This window comes from Streptomyces sp. NPDC034670 (assembly GCF_055574875.1).
In genome coordinates, this window is record NZ_JBVITR010000003.1 from 210,352 (window position 1) to 224,835 (window position 14,484).

A 14,484-nucleotide genomic window follows, 5' to 3' on the forward strand; every position below is an offset into this window, starting at 1 on the left:
CCGTGACGCAGGACACATCCGGAGATTGCTAATCAAGTTTTACTAGACGACCGGAGAGGTATACATTCCTCGCTCGGCCGACTACTCAAACTTGTCCAGTCGACGGCCCCACCCCGTCCTCTCCCGAAGGAGCCCGCATGACCTTCCTCCCCGACACCGGATACACCCCGACCCCCGAGGACCGCGCGAGCCTGGACGCCTGGTTCGCGGAGTACGACGCGGCGAGCGGCAAGCGGGACGTCGAGCGGATGGCGGACCTGGCGGTGTTCCCGCTCAACCTGGTCAGCGACGACTCCGCGGGCGACGGCCGGTCGGCGCAGTGGGACCGGGAGCGGTTCGTCGCGACCATGACCCAGGTGATGGGAGAGGGGAGCGAGGACATCACCTTCGAGTCCACCCGGACCCCGGTGTTCCTGTCCCCCTCGATGGCCGTGGTGTTCACGGACTCGACCATGACCGCGGGCGGCCACTCCCAGCAGCTGCGGTACGCCGACATCCTCATCAGGCGGGACGGGAGGTGGGCGTTCCAGACCATGATCCAGGGCGGCTGGGGGGACAACCTCTAGCACCGGCCTCCGGCACCGGGCGGCGCCGCCGGGTGGCACAGTGGGTGGGGACGTCACCAGCGACCCCGGAAGTAGGCCCTTACATGCGTCTGCTGCTCATCCGCCACGGGCAGACCCCCTCCAACCTCAAGCACCTCCTGGACACCGCGGAGCCGGGCCCCGGACTGACCCCCTTGGGGGAGCGGCAGGCCGCCGCGCTGCCGGAGGCGCTGGCGGCGGAGGAGATCGACGCCCTCTACGCGTCGACGCTGGTGCGCACCCAGCTCACCGCCGCGCCGCTGGCCGCCGCCCGGGGGCTGGAGGTCCGGGTCCGGGACGGGATCCGGGAGGTCGCCGCCGGCGATCTGGAGATGCGCGGCGACGACGAGGCCGCCCGGACGTACCTCGCCACCGCCCTGGCCTGGTCGGCGGGGGACACCGGGCTGCGCATGCCGGGAGGGGAGAACGGCGTGGAGGCCCTCGGGCGCTTCGACGCCGTCGTCGAGGAGGCCGCCGGGACCGGGGCGGGAACGGTGGCGATGGTCAGCCACGGCGCCGCGATCCGCATGTGGGTGGCCGCCCGGGCGGAGAACGTCGGCGTGTCGTACGCGGCCGGGCACCAGTTGCGCAACACCGGCGTCGTCGTCCTCTCCGGGTCCCCCGACCGGGGCTGGCGGGCGCTGCACTGGGAGGGCCGCCCCCTCGGGCCCGAGGGGAGCGTCCCCGGGGCGGACGGCCCCGCCGGCGAGACGGTCGGCGCGGCCGACCGCTGAGCGCGGTCCGGGGCCCGGGGCGCTCCGGGAAGTGCCCCGGCTCCGGGGGCCGGGAGTGCCCCGGCTCCGGGGATCAGGGGTGCCCCGGGTCCGGGGGTCAGGAGTGTCCCAGCTCCGCCGACGCCTCGTCCTCGGTCGCCGGGACCGACCCCGAGTCCGACGCCGGACGCAGCGGGAACGGGTCGACGCGGGTCTCGTCGATCACCGGCGGGGCGGGCTGCGGCGGCTTGGGCATGACCGCGGCCTCGGAGTGGCCGCCGCAGCCGTACCCCAGGGAGACCACGCGGCCGTCCGCCGGGGAGAACTCGTTGGCGCACACGCCGAAGGCCTGGCCGAGCGAGCCGCCGATGGGGACGAGGAAGCCGCAGCTGACGCAGGAGGCGGGGGCCGCCTGGGCCATCGGGGTCTTGGCGCCGAACGCCTCCTCCCAGCGGTCGGCGGCGGTGTGCAGGCCGTACCGGGACAGCACCCGGGCGCGGCGCATGCCGAGTTCCTCCGCGACGGCCGCGATGGAGCCGCGCGAGGGGGCGGTGACCGGTTCGGCCGGGGAACCCGCGGTGACCTCGGCGTCCTCGGCCTCCGCGAGGTCGGCGAGCTGCTCGGGGACCGCGGAGTTGGGCGGCGGCTCGTCCGCGCCGGTGAAACCGGGCTCCAGACGCAGGTCGTCGGCGTCGGTGGGCAGCAGGTCGCCGGGGCCCATGTCGCCGGGGCGCAGCCGCTCGCTCCACGGCACCCACTCCGGCGCGAGCACGGCGTCGGGGCCGGGCAGCAGGGCCGCCTCGTCGACGGTGACGATCCTGGCGCGGGAGGCGCGGGCGACGGTGACGGCCCAGCGCCAGCCGCGGTAGCCGAGTTCCCTGCACTCGAAGAAGTGCGTGACCACGCGGTCGCCCTCGGAGACCATCCCCTGGTGCTCCCCGACCACCCCGGGCGCGGCGACCTCCTCGGCTGCGGCGCGGGCGAGGTCGACGGCCTCGGCGCACAGACGGTCGGGGGTGCGGCTTCGCGTTGTCGCTGCGCTCACAGGTATCGCTTCTCTCCTACGCCGTCTCACGAGTGCGCCACTCCCAGCGCGAGGGCGGACGGAGCGGACCGGAGGACCGCGTCGACGTCCGCGCCGGATCGAGCTCGGGCGCGCCTCCATCCATTCTGCGGGATGGCTGAGATACGCACGCTACCTGTTCGCGTGCGCTGGGCCTACACCGACGGTTGTTCCGGAGCCCCGCGCGCCGGTTTCCGGGCCGCGGCGCGCCGCGCGGAGCCGCCCGGGAACGCCGTCGCCGGGGCCGATCGGACGGACGGCCGCGTCCGGGGGACCGTCCACGGGGGCGTCAGGGCACTACGCACCGGGGTCTCGGGGCACTATGACGTCGTGGCTACCGCGAGGACACCCCAGGACGCCACCGGGACCGGTGGTTCCCCGAGGGTCGGGGGAAGCGGCCGACGCGTCGGGACGGGCCGGCCGGCCGGCCGCCTCCGCGCGTTCGGCCGGGTCCTGCGCTTCCCGGTGACCGGCACCGCACGCGGGATCCGCCGGGCGACCCACGCGCAGGGCGCCGGGGAGTCCGGGCTCGGCAAGCTGATCGAACTGCACGGGGTGAACGGCGCCGGCGACGTCATGATCACGGTCGCCCTCGCGTCCACCGTCTTCTTCTCGGTGCCGACGGACGAGGCCCGCGGCCGGGTGGCGCTCTACCTCGCCATCACCATGGCGCCGTTCACCCTCCTCGCCCCGGTGATCGGCCCGCTCCTGGACCGCGTCCCGCACGGCCGCCGCGCCGCGATGGCCGGTGCGATGCTCGCGCGGGCGCTGCTCGCCCTGGTGCTGTCCGGCGCGGTCGTCACCGGCAGCATCCAGCTGTACCCGGCCGCGCTCGGCGTGCTCGTCTCGTCCAAGGCGTACGGAGTGGTCAGAAGCGCGGTCGTGCCCCGGCTGCTGCCGCCCTCCTTCTCCCTGGTGAAGGCCAACTCGCGGGTCACGCTCGGCGGGCTGCTGGCGACCGGGATCGCCGCGCCGATCGGCGCGGGGCTGCAGCAGATCGGCCCCCGCTGGCCGCTGTACGGCGCCTTCGTCCTCTTCGTCGCGGGGATGTTCCTGTCCTTCCGGCTGCCGCCGAAGGTGGACTCCGCCAAGGGAGAGGACACCGCGCTGCTCGCCGCCGACGAGCGGCACCTGCACGGGCCGCACCGCAGGGCGGGCAGGCGCTCCGGGCTGCGCACGGTCGGTCCGGCCGTCACCCACGCGCTGGGCGCCAACGCCTCCGTCCGCTGCCTGTCCGGATTCCTGATCTTCTTCCTCGCGTTCCTGCTGCGCGAGCACCCGATGACCGGGCAGAGCGCCGTGGTGTCCCTCGGCATCGTGGGCGTGGCGGCGGGCGCGGGCAACGCGCTCGGCACGGCGGTCGGCGCCTGGCTCAGGGCCCGCGCCCCGGAGATCATCATCGTCACGGTGGTGGCCTGCGTGCTGGGCGCGGCGATCACGGCCGCGGCGTTCTTCGGCGTGGTCCTGGTGGCGTGCCTGGCCGCGATCGCCGGGTTCGCGCAGGCCCTGGCCAAGCTGTCGCTGGACGCGCTGATCCAGCGGGACGTGCCCGAGCTGGTCCGGACGTCGGCGTTCGCGCGGTCCGAGACGCTGCTGCAGATGGCCTGGGTGCTGGGCGGGGCGATCGGCATCGTGATGCCGCTGGTCGCCCCGCTGGGGCTCGCGGTGGGCGCGGCCGTCGTCGCCGCGGGCTGGCTGACCACCGTCCGCGGGCTGGTCGCCTCCGCCCGGCACGGGGGCGCGGGGCGGGCGCGGGTGGCGTAACGCTCCGGCCACGCCGCACCCCCACGTGGGAGGACCGCCGGGCGTGCCCGATAGCCTTCGTGCATGACCACGTTGCCCCGCGGCGCCGCCGCCCCGAGTCACCGCGCCGTGCGACGCCGCCGTGTCGTCGCCACCGTAGGCGCCGTATCCGCCGGACTGCTCGTCCTGTCCGCCTGCGACAAGCCGACGGCGATGTCCACGATCACCGTGGGCAGCTCCTCGGTGAACTCCGAGGCCACCTGCGGCGGTGAGGGCGAGGCTCTGAAGGCCGCCGACCTGAACAAGTGCCTGAAGGACAAGGGCGTCGAGGAGATCGCGGTCGACCCCGACGAGACCGTGCGCTTCGGCGTCGACCCGGAGATCGCCGACCGCGGCTGGACCATCCTGATGAACGGCCGGCCGCTGACCGACTCCAGCACCAAGACCTACCGCACCATCCCGGGCAGCGTGTTCTTCAACTCCCAGTACGGCGCCCAGGGCAACTCCACCCTGGTGTCGGTCCAGGAGGGCGAGAACGAGGCCACCGGCCTGTGGTCCTTCCGGCTGAAGAAGGACAACGGCTCCTGACCCGCTCCGCGCCGCGCGTCCTCGTCGCCACCGCGGTCCCCGTCGAACGGGACGCGGTGGCCCAGGCGTTCCCCGGTCCTCCGCTCGAGGTGCCGCTGCCCGGCGCGACCCTGCTGCGCACCCCCACCGGCCCGGACGTGCTCGCCGCCGGTGTCGGTCCCGCCCTCGCCGCCGCCTCCACCGCCGCCGCCCTCACCGCGGCCGCCCTGGGCGGCGCCCCCTACGGTCTCGTCGTCAGCGCCGGGATCGCCGGCGGTTTCCCGCCCGAGGCGCCCCTCGGCTCCCTGGTCGTCGCCGACGAGATCACCGCGGCCGACCTGGGCGCGGAGACCGCCGAGGGGTTCCTGCCGGTCACCGACCTCGGCTTCGGCACCGTCACCCACCGTCCGCCGGCCGGCCTGGTCCGCGACGCCGCCGCCGCGTCCGGCGCGCTCACCGGCACCGTGCTCACCGTGTCGACGGTGACCGGGACCGCCGCCCGCGCCGCCGGGCTCCGCGCCCGCCACCCGCGCGCCCTCGCCGAGGCGATGGAGGGCTTCGGCGTCGCCGAGGCCGCCGCCGCGCACGGGGTGCCCGTGCTGGAGGTGCGGGCGGTGTCGAACCCCGTCGGCCCGCGCGACCGGGAGGCCTGGCGCATCGGCGACGCCCTGACCGCCCTCACCGAGGGATTCGGGAAGCTCGCACCCGTACTGGAGAGGTGGAAACCGGCATGACACTCGAACCCGACACGACGCCCGCACCCGGCACGACGGCCGGGTCCGGCCCGGCGGCCGGGCGGCTGCGGATCGCGTACTCGCCCTGCCCGAACGACACCTTCGTCTTCGACGCCCTCGCCCACGGCCGCGTCCCCGGCGCGCCCGCCGTCGACGTCACCTTCGCCGACATCGACCTCACCAACGGCATGGCCGAGCGCGGCGAGCTCGACGTGCTGAAGGTGTCGTACGCGGTGCTGCCGTACGTCCTCGACGACTACGCCCTGCTGCCCTGCGGGGGCGCGCTGGGGCGGGGGTGCGGGCCGCTGGTGCTGACCCGGGAGCCGGGCGTGGACCTCACCGGGCGCACGGTCGCCGTGCCGAGCGAGCGGTCGACGGCGTACCTGCTGTTCCGGCTGTGGGCGGCGGACGTGGTCCCGGGGGGCGTCGGCAGGATCGTGGTGATGCCGTTCCACGAGATCATGCCGGCCGTGCGGGACGGGAAGGTCGACGCGGGGCTCGTCATCCACGAGGCGCGCTTCACGTACCGGAACTACGGGCTGCACCGGCTCGCCGACATGGGCGAGCACTGGGAGCGCACCACCGGGCTGCCGATCCCGCTGGGCGCGATCATCGCCCGGAGGTCGCTGGGCGCCGGGACGCTGACCCGGCTCGCCGACGCGATCCGCACGTCCGTGCGGGCGGCCTGGGACGACCCCGAGGCGTCGCGCCCGTACGTCATGGAGCACGCCCAGGAGATGGACCCGGCCGTCGCCGACCAGCACATCGGGCTGTACGTCAACGAGTTCACCGCCGACCTCGGCGAGGACGGCTACGCGGCGGTGCGGGGGCTGCTGACCCGTGCGGCGGCCGAGGGGCTGGTGCCGCCCCTCGGCCCGGACGCGCTGCGGTTCCCGTAGGTCCCGCGGGACCTACGGGTCCTTCCGGGCGGGTCCCGGGCCGCCTCAGACGTCCAGCTGGTCGGCGACCGCGCGGAGCAGGCCGGCGATCTTCTTGCCGGCGGCGCGGTCGGGGTAGCGGCCCCGCTCCAGCTGCGGGGTGATGTTCTCCAGGAGCGTCGTCAGGTCCTGGACGATGGAGGCCAGCTCGTCCGGCTTCTTGCGCTGGGCCGCCGCGACCGACGGGGTCGGGTCGAGCAGGGTCAGGGAGAGGGCCTGGTCGCCGCGCTGGCCGGCGACCACGCCGAACTCCACGCGCTGCCCCGGCTTGAGCGTCTCGACTCCGGCGGGGAGGACCGAGGAATGGACGAAGACGTCACCGCCGTCGTCGCGGGAGAGAAAGCCGAAGCCCTTCTCGCTGTTGAACCACTTGACCTTGCCGGTGGGCACGTCTGTCCTCGTCCTCGTACTCGTCGGGAAAACTGCTCGGTGAAACGGCTCTTGATAGCACAGGGGCGGGCCGTGGTGACCCGCCGTGTCCAAGGCTAATGGTCTTCGGGCCGGATACAAGACGTCACCCGGTTGTTCCCTCGCGCTGGGAACTACCCTGGTCCGGTGCGTGACAAAACCCAAGCGAATTCCGCCGCGCCCGGTGACGGCCTGATCCGTGCCGGTGCCCTCGTCTTCTTCGTCGGGGCCGTGGCCACTCTGGTCACGGTGGCCCCGCTGTTCCTCGGAACGACGCCTTTTCCGACCTTCATGTTCGTATTGAGCATGCTCATGGGCGTCGGATTCCTGATGGCCGGCGCGGGCGTCCTGCGCTCGGTCGCCGCGGGACGCCGTCAGGCGCGGGCCGGGAGGTAGTCCGGGCCGCGGCCGGAGCGGTCCGCGCGGTACTCCGAGAACCACCGCGGGAATTCCGTCAGGCCGGCGAGGACGACGTCCGCGCCGGCCCCGCGCAGTTCCGCGGGGCCGCACGGGCCGGTGGCGACCGCGACCGACAGCGCGCCGGCGGCCCGCGCGCCGCGCACGTCACCCACGTGGTCGCCGACGTAGACGGCCGCGCCGTGCTCGCGCAGCGCGAGCGCCTTCCGCTCGGCCCACAGGTCGCCGATCACGGCGTCCGGCTCGATGCCGAGGTGGGCCAGGTGCAGCTCGGCGTTGGGCTCGTACTTGGCGGTGACGACGACGGCGCGCCCACCCGCCTCCCGCACCGCCGCGATCGCCTCGCGGGCCCCGGGCAGGGCGGGCGTGGCGGCGATGGCGTGCGTCGGGTACATCGCCCGGTACAGGTCCGCCGCCTCCTCGATCCGCTCCGCCGGGAACCAGTGGGCCAGTTCGTCCACGAGCGGCGGGCCCAGCCGGGTGACCGCCAGGTCGGCGTCTATGTACGTCCCGGTCCGCTCGGCGAGCGCCCGGTAGCAGGCGCGGATCCCGGGCCGGGAGTCGATGAGCGTCATGTCGAGGTCGAACCCGACGGTGATCCCGGACGGGGAGGCGGACGGGGACGCGGACCGGGACCCGGTCGGGGACGGCTGCGGCGGGGGCGGGGTCGTGGAGGCCATGGGGGCCATTGTGCCCAGCCCGGCCGGCGGGCCGGCCGCTACCGCTGCCGCTGGGAGCGCCAGACCAGGAACAGGGCCGAGGCGAGGGCCGCGCCCCGGACCACCCAGGGCCAGGTCTCGGCGACGGCGTCGTTCAGGTGGCCGTCGGGGACGGGGGCGCCCCAGCGGCCCTCGGTCCTGCCCCAGAGCCAGAGGACGCCGGCCGCGACCGCGAGGCCGGGGAGGACGACGACCGCTCCCTTCACCTCCGCCGGGGTCAGGCGGCGGGAGGCGTAGGCGAGGAGCCAGCCGAGGAGCAGGGCGAACCAGTTGCCGAGCGCGGCGCCCGCGACCAGCAGGCCCGCGGCGAGCAGGAGCAGGGGGTTGTGCCAGCCGCCGGAGGGCGGGCGCGGCAGACTCAGCAGGCGGCGCCGGGCGGGGGCGCCGCCCTCGGGCGCGGCGGTCCCGGGCGCCGCGTCCGCCGCGGGGGCGCCGGGGTCGCCGGGGCCTTCGGTGTCGTCGTCCTCCGGCGCCCCCTTCGCCGGCGGGGGCTTGAGCAGTTCCGGGATCTCGACGCCGCCCACGAAGCCGGGCACCGTGTCGCCGGCTCCGAAGGGGCTGTCGTCCACCCGCCACCAGTCGGGCTGGGTGGCGCTGTCCCCGAGTTCGTCCGTGCCAGCCCGGTGCGGCGGGGACGGCGCCCCGAAGGGGGCCGGCCCCTGCTTCCCGGCCTTCTCGGTCCTCCCTGCCTTCTCGGTCCTCCCGGCCTTCTCGGTCCTCCCGGTCCTCTCGGCCGGGCGGGGGCGGGGGACGACCCGGCGCAGGACGCCCTTCGGGCGTTCCCCGGGGCCGCCGTGCCCGCCGGCCGGCGCGCGGTCCCGCTGGACCGGGACGGCGACGGGCGGGCCGGGCGTGCCCGCGCCGGCGGAGCCGGCGGCACCGCCCGCGCCGTCGGCGGCCGCCGCGACGACCTCGTCCGGGCTGCCGAGGCGGGAGATGATGCGCCGGACGGCGGCGGGGGAGTCCACCACCGCCTTCGCGCGGCGCCGGTCGATCTCGTCGCGCAGGTGGGCGACCAGGCGCATGCGGGCCGCCGACGGCAGCTGCCGCCGCTGCGCCACGTCGCCGACGCGGCTCAGGTACTCGTAGACGACCTGGTCACTCTCGATACCCACGAAGTCCCCTCCGGGGCGGATGCGTTGGGACGCCCCGTCGCACGACGGTACCGCCGACCGTACCGCGAGTCCGGCAGGCCGTCCCAACTCCACGCCCCGCACCGGCGCACCCACCCGCTACCGTGAAGCCGATGAGCACCGAGGAGAAACCCGCGACGGCCCCCCGATCCCTCGCGGAGGCCCTCCGGGGGAGGGACGACGCCTCCCTGGCCGCGCTCCTGCGCAGCCGGCCGGACCTCATCACGCCCGTGCCCACCGACCTCACCCAGCTCGCCACCCGGGCCGGCACCCGGGCGTCGGTCGTCCGGGCGCTGGAGCGGCTGGACCGGTTCGTGCTGCAGACGGCCCAGGCGCTGGCCGTGGCGGCGGACCCGGCGACGTACGAGGAGCTGCTCGGGCTGCTGGCGGGCGACGACGGCGACCCGGCGGTCGCCGCCGCGCTGCCGCACGCCCTCGGCACCCTGCGCGAACAGGCCCTGGTGTGGGGCGGCGACGACCGGCTGCGGCTGGTGCGCACCGCCCGTGAGCTGCTGTCGCCGTCGCCGCGGCACCCGTCGCCCACGGGGCTCGGCCCGTCGGTGCAGGAGGCCGCCGCCGGGATGTCGCCGGGACGGATCCAGGAGATCGTGACGACGGCGGGGCTGCCGTCCACGCACGACTCCGTCTCCGCCGTCGCCTCCCTCGCCGCCCTGTTCCGCGACCGGACGCGGATGGCCGCGCTGCTCGACGAGGCGCCGCACGAGTCCGTGGAGGTGCTGGACCGGCTGGTGTGGGGCCCGCCGTACGGACAGGTCACCGCCGATCCCGCGCCCCGGCTGCGCTGGCTGCTGGACCGGGGGCTGCTGCTGCCGACCGCGCCCGGGACGGTCGTCCTGCCGCGCGAGGTGGCCCTGCACCTGCGGGGCGGACGCGCGCACCGCGTGCCGGAGCCGGTGCCGCCGCCCGTGGGGACCGCCGCCGTCCACCCCGCCCGGGTCGTGGACGCGACGGCGGCGGGGCAGGCGTACACGGCGCTGGCGACCGTCGAGGAGCTGTTGAAGGACTGGGACCGGGGCGGTCCGGCGGTGCTGCGGGCCGGGGGCCTGAGCGTGCGGGACCTGAAGCGGACCGCCGTCGCCCTGGACGTGGCCGAGCCGGTGGCCGCGTTCTGGGTGGAGCTCGCCCACGCGGCCGGGCTGCTGGCCTCCGACGGGGGCGGGGGCACCTCCCACGGCGTCAGGGCAGCGGGGGAGGAGGAACGGTACGCGCCGACCCCGGCGTACGACGAGTGGCGCGAGCGGCCCGCCGCCGAGCGGTGGGCGCGGCTGGCGACGGCGTGGCTGGCGGCGACCCGGACGGCCGGGCTGGTCGGCGGGCGGGACGCGAAGGACCGTCCGCTGTCGGCGCTGGGGCCGGGGCTGGACCGGTCGGCGGCGCCCGAGGTGCGGCACCGGGTGCTGACGCTGCTGGCCGGGTTGCCGGAGGGGGCCGCGCCGGTTCCCGGGTCGGTCCTGGCGCGGCTGCGGTGGGAGCGCCCGCCGCGCGGCGGGCGGGGCGGGCCGGCCGGTTCCCCGGCGGAGGGCGGGCGCGGCGCGGCGGAGCCCCCGCCGGCCGGCGGCGGGGACGACCTGCGGTCGCGGATCGCCCGGTGGACGCTCGACGAGGCCGAGCTGCTGGGGATCACCGGGCGCGGCGCCCTGTCCGCGCACGGGCGCGCCCTGATCGGGGCGCCCGCGCCCCGGCGTCCGGAGGCGGAACCGGAGGGGCCGGGCGACAAGCTGCCCGTCCACCACCGGCCCGCCCCGCCGCCGCCCCCGCTCTCCCCCGCCGAGCAGGCCGCGGCCGCCTCCGCCGCCGCCCGCCTGCTCGCGCCGCTGCTGCCCGAACCGCTGGACCACGTGCTCCTCCAGGCCGACCTGACGGCGGTGGCGCCGGGTCCCCTGGAGCGGCCGCTCGCCGACCTGCTGGGGGTGCTGGCGGACGTGGAGTCGAAGGGGGGCGCGACCGTCTACCGGTTCACGCCCGGCTCGGTGCGCCGCGCCCTCGACGCCGGACGGACCGCCGCCGACCTGCACGCCTTCCTCGCCGCGCACTCCCGCACGCCGGTGCCGCAGCCGCTGACGTACCTCATCGACGACGTGGCCCGCCGGCACGGGCGGCTGCGGGTGGGCGCCGCCTCGGCGTACGTGCGCTGCGACGACGACGGCCTGCTGGACGAGATCCTCGCCGACCGGCGGGCCGCCGGGCTGGGGCTGCGCCGGCTCGCGCCGACCGTGCTGGCCGCGCGGACCGATCCGGCCGGTCTGCTGGAGGGGCTGTGCGCGATGGGGTTCGCGCCGGCCGCCGAGTCCGCCGAGGGCGACGTCCTCGTCACGCGTGCCGACGCCCACCGCACCCCGCCGCGCTCGGCGCCCGAGCCGGTCCCGGAGGGGCCGCCGGTCCCCGACGACGCCCTGCTCGCGGCCGCGGTCCGGGCCGTCCGGGCCGGCGACCTCGCCTCCACCGTCCCGCGCCGGACGCCCGCCGGGGACCGGGTCCCGGGCGGCGAACCGCCGCGCACCGGGGCCGCCGACACCCTCGCCACCCTGCAGGCCGCCGTCCTCACCGGTGAGGCGCTGTGGATCGGCTACGTCAACGCCGAGGGCGCGGCGAGCCAGCGCGTGATCGCCCCGGTCCGGGTCGAGGGCGGTTTCGTCACGGCGTACGACCACACCGCCGACGGGGTCCGCACCTATCCGCTGCACCGGATCACGGGGGTCGCGGAGCTGGCGGACGACGCGGGCTGACCCCCGGCCCCGCGCCCCGTCCCCGCGCGCTCCCCCGGGCCCCTCGTGCCGCTCGGGCTCCTCCCGGGCCCACTTCCGGGCCCACTTCCGGGTGTACGGCGCCTTCCATGCGCGCCACGCCGGGTTTTCCCCCGGTCGTGCGAGCCTGCGGGGCCCCGCGCATCACCCCGCGCGGCGTTGGGCAGCCACCGGGTGTCCTGAACGGGCCCGGGGACCGCCGGAGCCCGTTCGACCACGACAGAAAGGAAGGCTCCCCGCGTGCCGGAGGAGCGTGGCCCTCCGGCACGCCTCACGGTCCGACACTCTCCGTTTCTCGCGTTTCTCGCGGGCCGGTCCCCGTCCCCGGGACCGGCCCGCGCCCGTGGCCGCCGGCCGGGGAGGAGGGGCCCCGGTGAACAACCTCACGCCGCCCGAGCCGAAGTGGCCCGGTCCGCCCGGGGCACCGGACGCGGGCCGTCGGGCAGACTGGACGTTTGGCCGTGCTGTGCCCGTGCCGAGCCCGTCGCAGAAAGGCAACCGCGCGTGAATGGTCCGCTCATCGTCCAGTCCGACAAGACCCTGCTGCTCGAGGTCGACCACGAGCAGGCCGGCGACTGCCGCCGCGCCATCGCGCCGTTCGCCGAGCTGGAGCGGGCGCCCGAGCACATCCACACCTACCGGGTGACCCCGCTCGGCCTGTGGAACGCGCGGGCGGCCGGGCACGACGCCGAGCAGGTCGTCGACGCGCTGGTGCAGTACAGCCGCTACCCGGTGCCGCACGCGCTGCTGGTGGACATCGCCGACACGATGGACCGCTACGGCCGGCTCAGCCTGGTCAAGCACCCGGCGCACGGCCTCGTCCTGACCACGACCGACCGGCCGGTCCTGGAGGAGGTGCTGCGCTCGAAGCGGATCGCCCCGCTCGTCGGCGCCCGGATCGACCCGGACACCGTGGCCGTGCACCCCTCGGAGCGCGGGCAGATCAAGCAGGTGCTGCTGAAGCTGGGCTGGCCCGCCGAGGACCTCGCCGGGTACGTGGACGGCGAGGCGCACCCGATCGAGCTGCACGAGGAGGGCTGGGCGCTCAGGCCGTACCAGAAGCAGGCCGTGGAGAACTTCTGGCACGGCGGCTCCGGTGTGGTCGTCCTCCCCTGCGGCGCGGGCAAGACGCTGGTCGGCGCCGGCGCGATGGCGCAGGCGCGGTCCACCACGCTGATCCTGGTCACCAACACCGTCTCGGCCCGGCAGTGGAAGCACGAGCTGGTGCGGCGGACCTCGCTGACCGAGGACGAGATCGGCGAGTACAGCGGGACGAAGAAGGAGATCCGTCCCGTCACCATCGCCACCTACCAGGTGCTGACGACCCGGCGCAAGGGCGTCTACCCGCACCTGGAGCTGTTCGACTCCCGGGACTGGGGCCTGATCGTCTACGACGAGGTGCACCTGCTGCCCGCCCCCGTCTTCAAGTTCACGGCGGACCTGCAGGCCCGGCGGCGGCTCGGGCTGACCGCGACGCTGGTGCGCGAGGACGGCCGCGAGTCGGACGTGTTCTCGCTGATCGGGCCGAAGCGGTTCGACGCGCCGTGGAAGGAGATCGAGGCGCAGGGCTACATCGCGCCCGCCGACTGCGTGGAGGTCCGGGTCGACCTCACCGACTCCGAGCGGCTGGCGTACGCCACCGCCGAGACGGAGGAGAAGTACCGGTTCTGCGCGACGACCGCGACCAAGCGGAAGGTGACGGAGGCGATCGTCCGGCGCTTCGCCGGTCAGCAGATCCTCGTCATCGGGCAGTACATCGACCAGCTCGACGAGCTGGGCGAGCACCTGGACGCGCCGGTGATCAAGGGCGAGACGTCGAACGCCCAGCGGGAGAAGCTGTTCGAGGCCTTCCGGCAGGGCGAGATCAGCGTGCTGGTGGTGTCCAAGGTCGCGAACTTCTCGGTGGACCTGCCGGAGGCGACGGTGGCCGTCCAGGTGTCGGGCACCTTCGGGTCGCGGCAGGAGGAGGCCCAGCGGCTCGGCCGGGTGCTGCGGCCGAAGGCCGACGGGCACCGGGCCCACTTCTACTCCGTGGTCGCCCGGGACACCGTCGACCAGGACTTCGCGGCGCACCGCCAGCGGTTCCTGGCGGAGCAGGGGTACGCGTACCGGATCGTGGACGCGGACGAGATCCTCGCCGGGAACTGAGCGGTCGCCCCGCGCCCGCTGCGGATCCCCCCTCCCCCGCTCCCCCCGTGGTTCACCCCGGGGGGAGCGTGAACACCAGCACCAGGACCAGCACCGGGGGGAACAGCGAGAGGCCGGCGAGCAGGACGCGCGGGACCGACCAGCGGTGGGTCCGCGGAAGCAGCCAGGCGGCGAGCCAGGTGCCGGCCGTGAGGAGGCCGCCGAAGAACAGGGTGCCGTGGATCAGGGCCAGGGAGGTCGTCAGCGCCCGCGAGCAGTCGTCGGGACCGCAGCTGTCCGTCGCCATGCCGGACAGCCCGCCGAGCAGCAGCGCCGCCGGTCCCAGGACCGACAGGAGCGCGGTCGCGACGGTGGGCGCCACCCGGGCGCGGGGGTCCCGGCCGGCCGGGTGCGGCGGGGCGTCGGGGGAGCGGGGATCCATGCGGCCAGTGAAGCGGCCCGGTGGCGGTCGGCGCACCGGCGCGGGTACTCAGCCCGGTACGCGTGCGCGTACTCAGTCCGCACGGGCAGGTCCGCCCGCACGGGCAGGTCCGTCCGCACGCCGGGCCCGTG

14 protein-coding genes are annotated in these 14,484 nt (G+C 75.9%); 9 read left to right on the top strand and 5 right to left on the bottom strand.

Annotation, left to right across the window (positions count from 1 at the left end; translation table 11 throughout):
• The first annotated feature begins 137 nt into the window (after nucleotides 1–137).
• Together ACZ56B_RS03650 and ACZ56B_RS03655 are read left to right on the top strand one after the other, a co-directional pair.
• Nucleotides 138–566, top strand: coding sequence for a nuclear transport factor 2 family protein (locus tag ACZ56B_RS03650; protein WP_468785819.1), 429 nt, complete (start codon nucleotides 138–140; stop codon nucleotides 564–566).
• An 83-nt stretch (nucleotides 567–649) separates the two neighbouring features.
• The gene (locus ACZ56B_RS03655) at nucleotides 650–1,318 is read left to right on the top strand and encodes a histidine phosphatase family protein (protein WP_468785821.1); all 669 of its coding nucleotides are present in this window, start codon (nucleotides 650–652) and stop codon (nucleotides 1,316–1,318) included.
• A gap of 97 nt (nucleotides 1,319–1,415) precedes the next feature.
• Here ACZ56B_RS03655 and ACZ56B_RS03660 read toward each other — a convergent pair whose 3' ends face one another.
• Nucleotides 1,416–2,342, bottom strand: a complete 927-nt coding sequence (locus tag ACZ56B_RS03660; RefSeq protein ID WP_468785823.1) for a DUF3027 domain-containing protein — start codon at nucleotides 2,340–2,342, stop codon at nucleotides 1,416–1,418.
• Between the two features lie 348 nt (nucleotides 2,343–2,690).
• Here ACZ56B_RS03660 and ACZ56B_RS03665 point away from each other — a divergent pair, with 348 nt between their 5' ends.
• From ACZ56B_RS03665 to ACZ56B_RS03680, 4 genes are all read left to right on the top strand, one after another.
• Nucleotides 2,691–4,124 (top strand): MFS transporter, encoded by a 1,434-nt coding sequence (locus ACZ56B_RS03665; RefSeq protein WP_468785825.1) that lies wholly within the window; start codon nucleotides 2,691–2,693, stop codon nucleotides 4,122–4,124.
• 63 nt (nucleotides 4,125–4,187) lie between these two features.
• Complete coding sequence (locus tag ACZ56B_RS03670) at nucleotides 4,188–4,691, top strand: DUF2771 domain-containing protein (RefSeq protein WP_468785827.1); 504 nt, start codon at nucleotides 4,188–4,190, stop codon at nucleotides 4,689–4,691.
• Complete coding sequence (locus ACZ56B_RS03675) at nucleotides 4,655–5,404, top strand: futalosine hydrolase (RefSeq protein WP_468785829.1); 750 nt, start codon at nucleotides 4,655–4,657, stop codon at nucleotides 5,402–5,404. The genes ACZ56B_RS03670 and ACZ56B_RS03675 overlap by 37 nt, the downstream gene beginning before the upstream one ends.
• Nucleotides 5,401–6,303, top strand: a complete 903-nt coding sequence (locus ACZ56B_RS03680; protein ID WP_468785831.1) for a 1,4-dihydroxy-6-naphthoate synthase — start codon at nucleotides 5,401–5,403, stop codon at nucleotides 6,301–6,303. The genes ACZ56B_RS03675 and ACZ56B_RS03680 overlap by 4 nt, the downstream gene beginning before the upstream one ends.
• A gap of 45 nt (nucleotides 6,304–6,348) precedes the next feature.
• On the opposite strand, the gene ACZ56B_RS03685 is transcribed toward ACZ56B_RS03680, so the two are convergent.
• Nucleotides 6,349–6,732, bottom strand: a complete 384-nt coding sequence (locus ACZ56B_RS03685; RefSeq protein ID WP_184823755.1) for a cold-shock protein — start codon at nucleotides 6,730–6,732, stop codon at nucleotides 6,349–6,351.
• A gap of 165 nt (nucleotides 6,733–6,897) precedes the next feature.
• Here ACZ56B_RS03685 and ACZ56B_RS03690 point away from each other — a divergent pair, with 165 nt between their 5' ends.
• Nucleotides 6,898–7,146, top strand: a complete 249-nt coding sequence (locus ACZ56B_RS03690) for a hypothetical protein (RefSeq protein ID WP_468785833.1) — start codon at nucleotides 6,898–6,900, stop codon at nucleotides 7,144–7,146.
• Here ACZ56B_RS03690 and ACZ56B_RS03695 read toward each other — a convergent pair.
• Together ACZ56B_RS03695 and ACZ56B_RS03700 are read right to left on the bottom strand one after the other, a co-directional pair.
• Nucleotides 7,125–7,847 carry an HAD family hydrolase gene (locus ACZ56B_RS03695; RefSeq protein WP_468785835.1) on the bottom strand — a complete coding sequence of 241 codons (723 nt, stop codon included), beginning with the start codon at nucleotides 7,845–7,847 and terminating at the stop codon, nucleotides 7,125–7,127. The two genes, ACZ56B_RS03690 and ACZ56B_RS03695, sit on opposite strands and share 22 nt — an antisense overlap.
• A 38-nt stretch (nucleotides 7,848–7,885) precedes the next feature.
• Nucleotides 7,886–9,001 (bottom strand): hypothetical protein, encoded by a 1,116-nt coding sequence (locus ACZ56B_RS03700; RefSeq protein ID WP_468785837.1) that lies wholly within the window; start codon nucleotides 8,999–9,001, stop codon nucleotides 7,886–7,888.
• Between the two features lie 131 nt (nucleotides 9,002–9,132).
• Here ACZ56B_RS03700 and ACZ56B_RS03705 point away from each other — a divergent pair, with 131 nt between their 5' ends.
• Complete coding sequence (locus tag ACZ56B_RS03705; protein WP_468785839.1) at nucleotides 9,133–11,766, top strand: helicase-associated domain-containing protein; 2,634 nt, start codon at nucleotides 9,133–9,135, stop codon at nucleotides 11,764–11,766.
• A 522-nt stretch (nucleotides 11,767–12,288) separates the two neighbouring features.
• Nucleotides 12,289–13,932, top strand: coding sequence for a DNA repair helicase XPB (locus ACZ56B_RS03710; protein WP_468785841.1), 1,644 nt, complete (start codon nucleotides 12,289–12,291; stop codon nucleotides 13,930–13,932).
• Nucleotides 13,933–13,984: 52 nt separating this feature from the next.
• Here the strand turns inward: ACZ56B_RS03710 and ACZ56B_RS03715 are convergent, their stop codons facing one another.
• Nucleotides 13,985–14,353, bottom strand: a complete 369-nt coding sequence (locus tag ACZ56B_RS03715) for a hypothetical protein (RefSeq protein WP_468785843.1) — start codon at nucleotides 14,351–14,353, stop codon at nucleotides 13,985–13,987.
• Nucleotides 14,354–14,484: the final 131 nt, after the last annotated feature.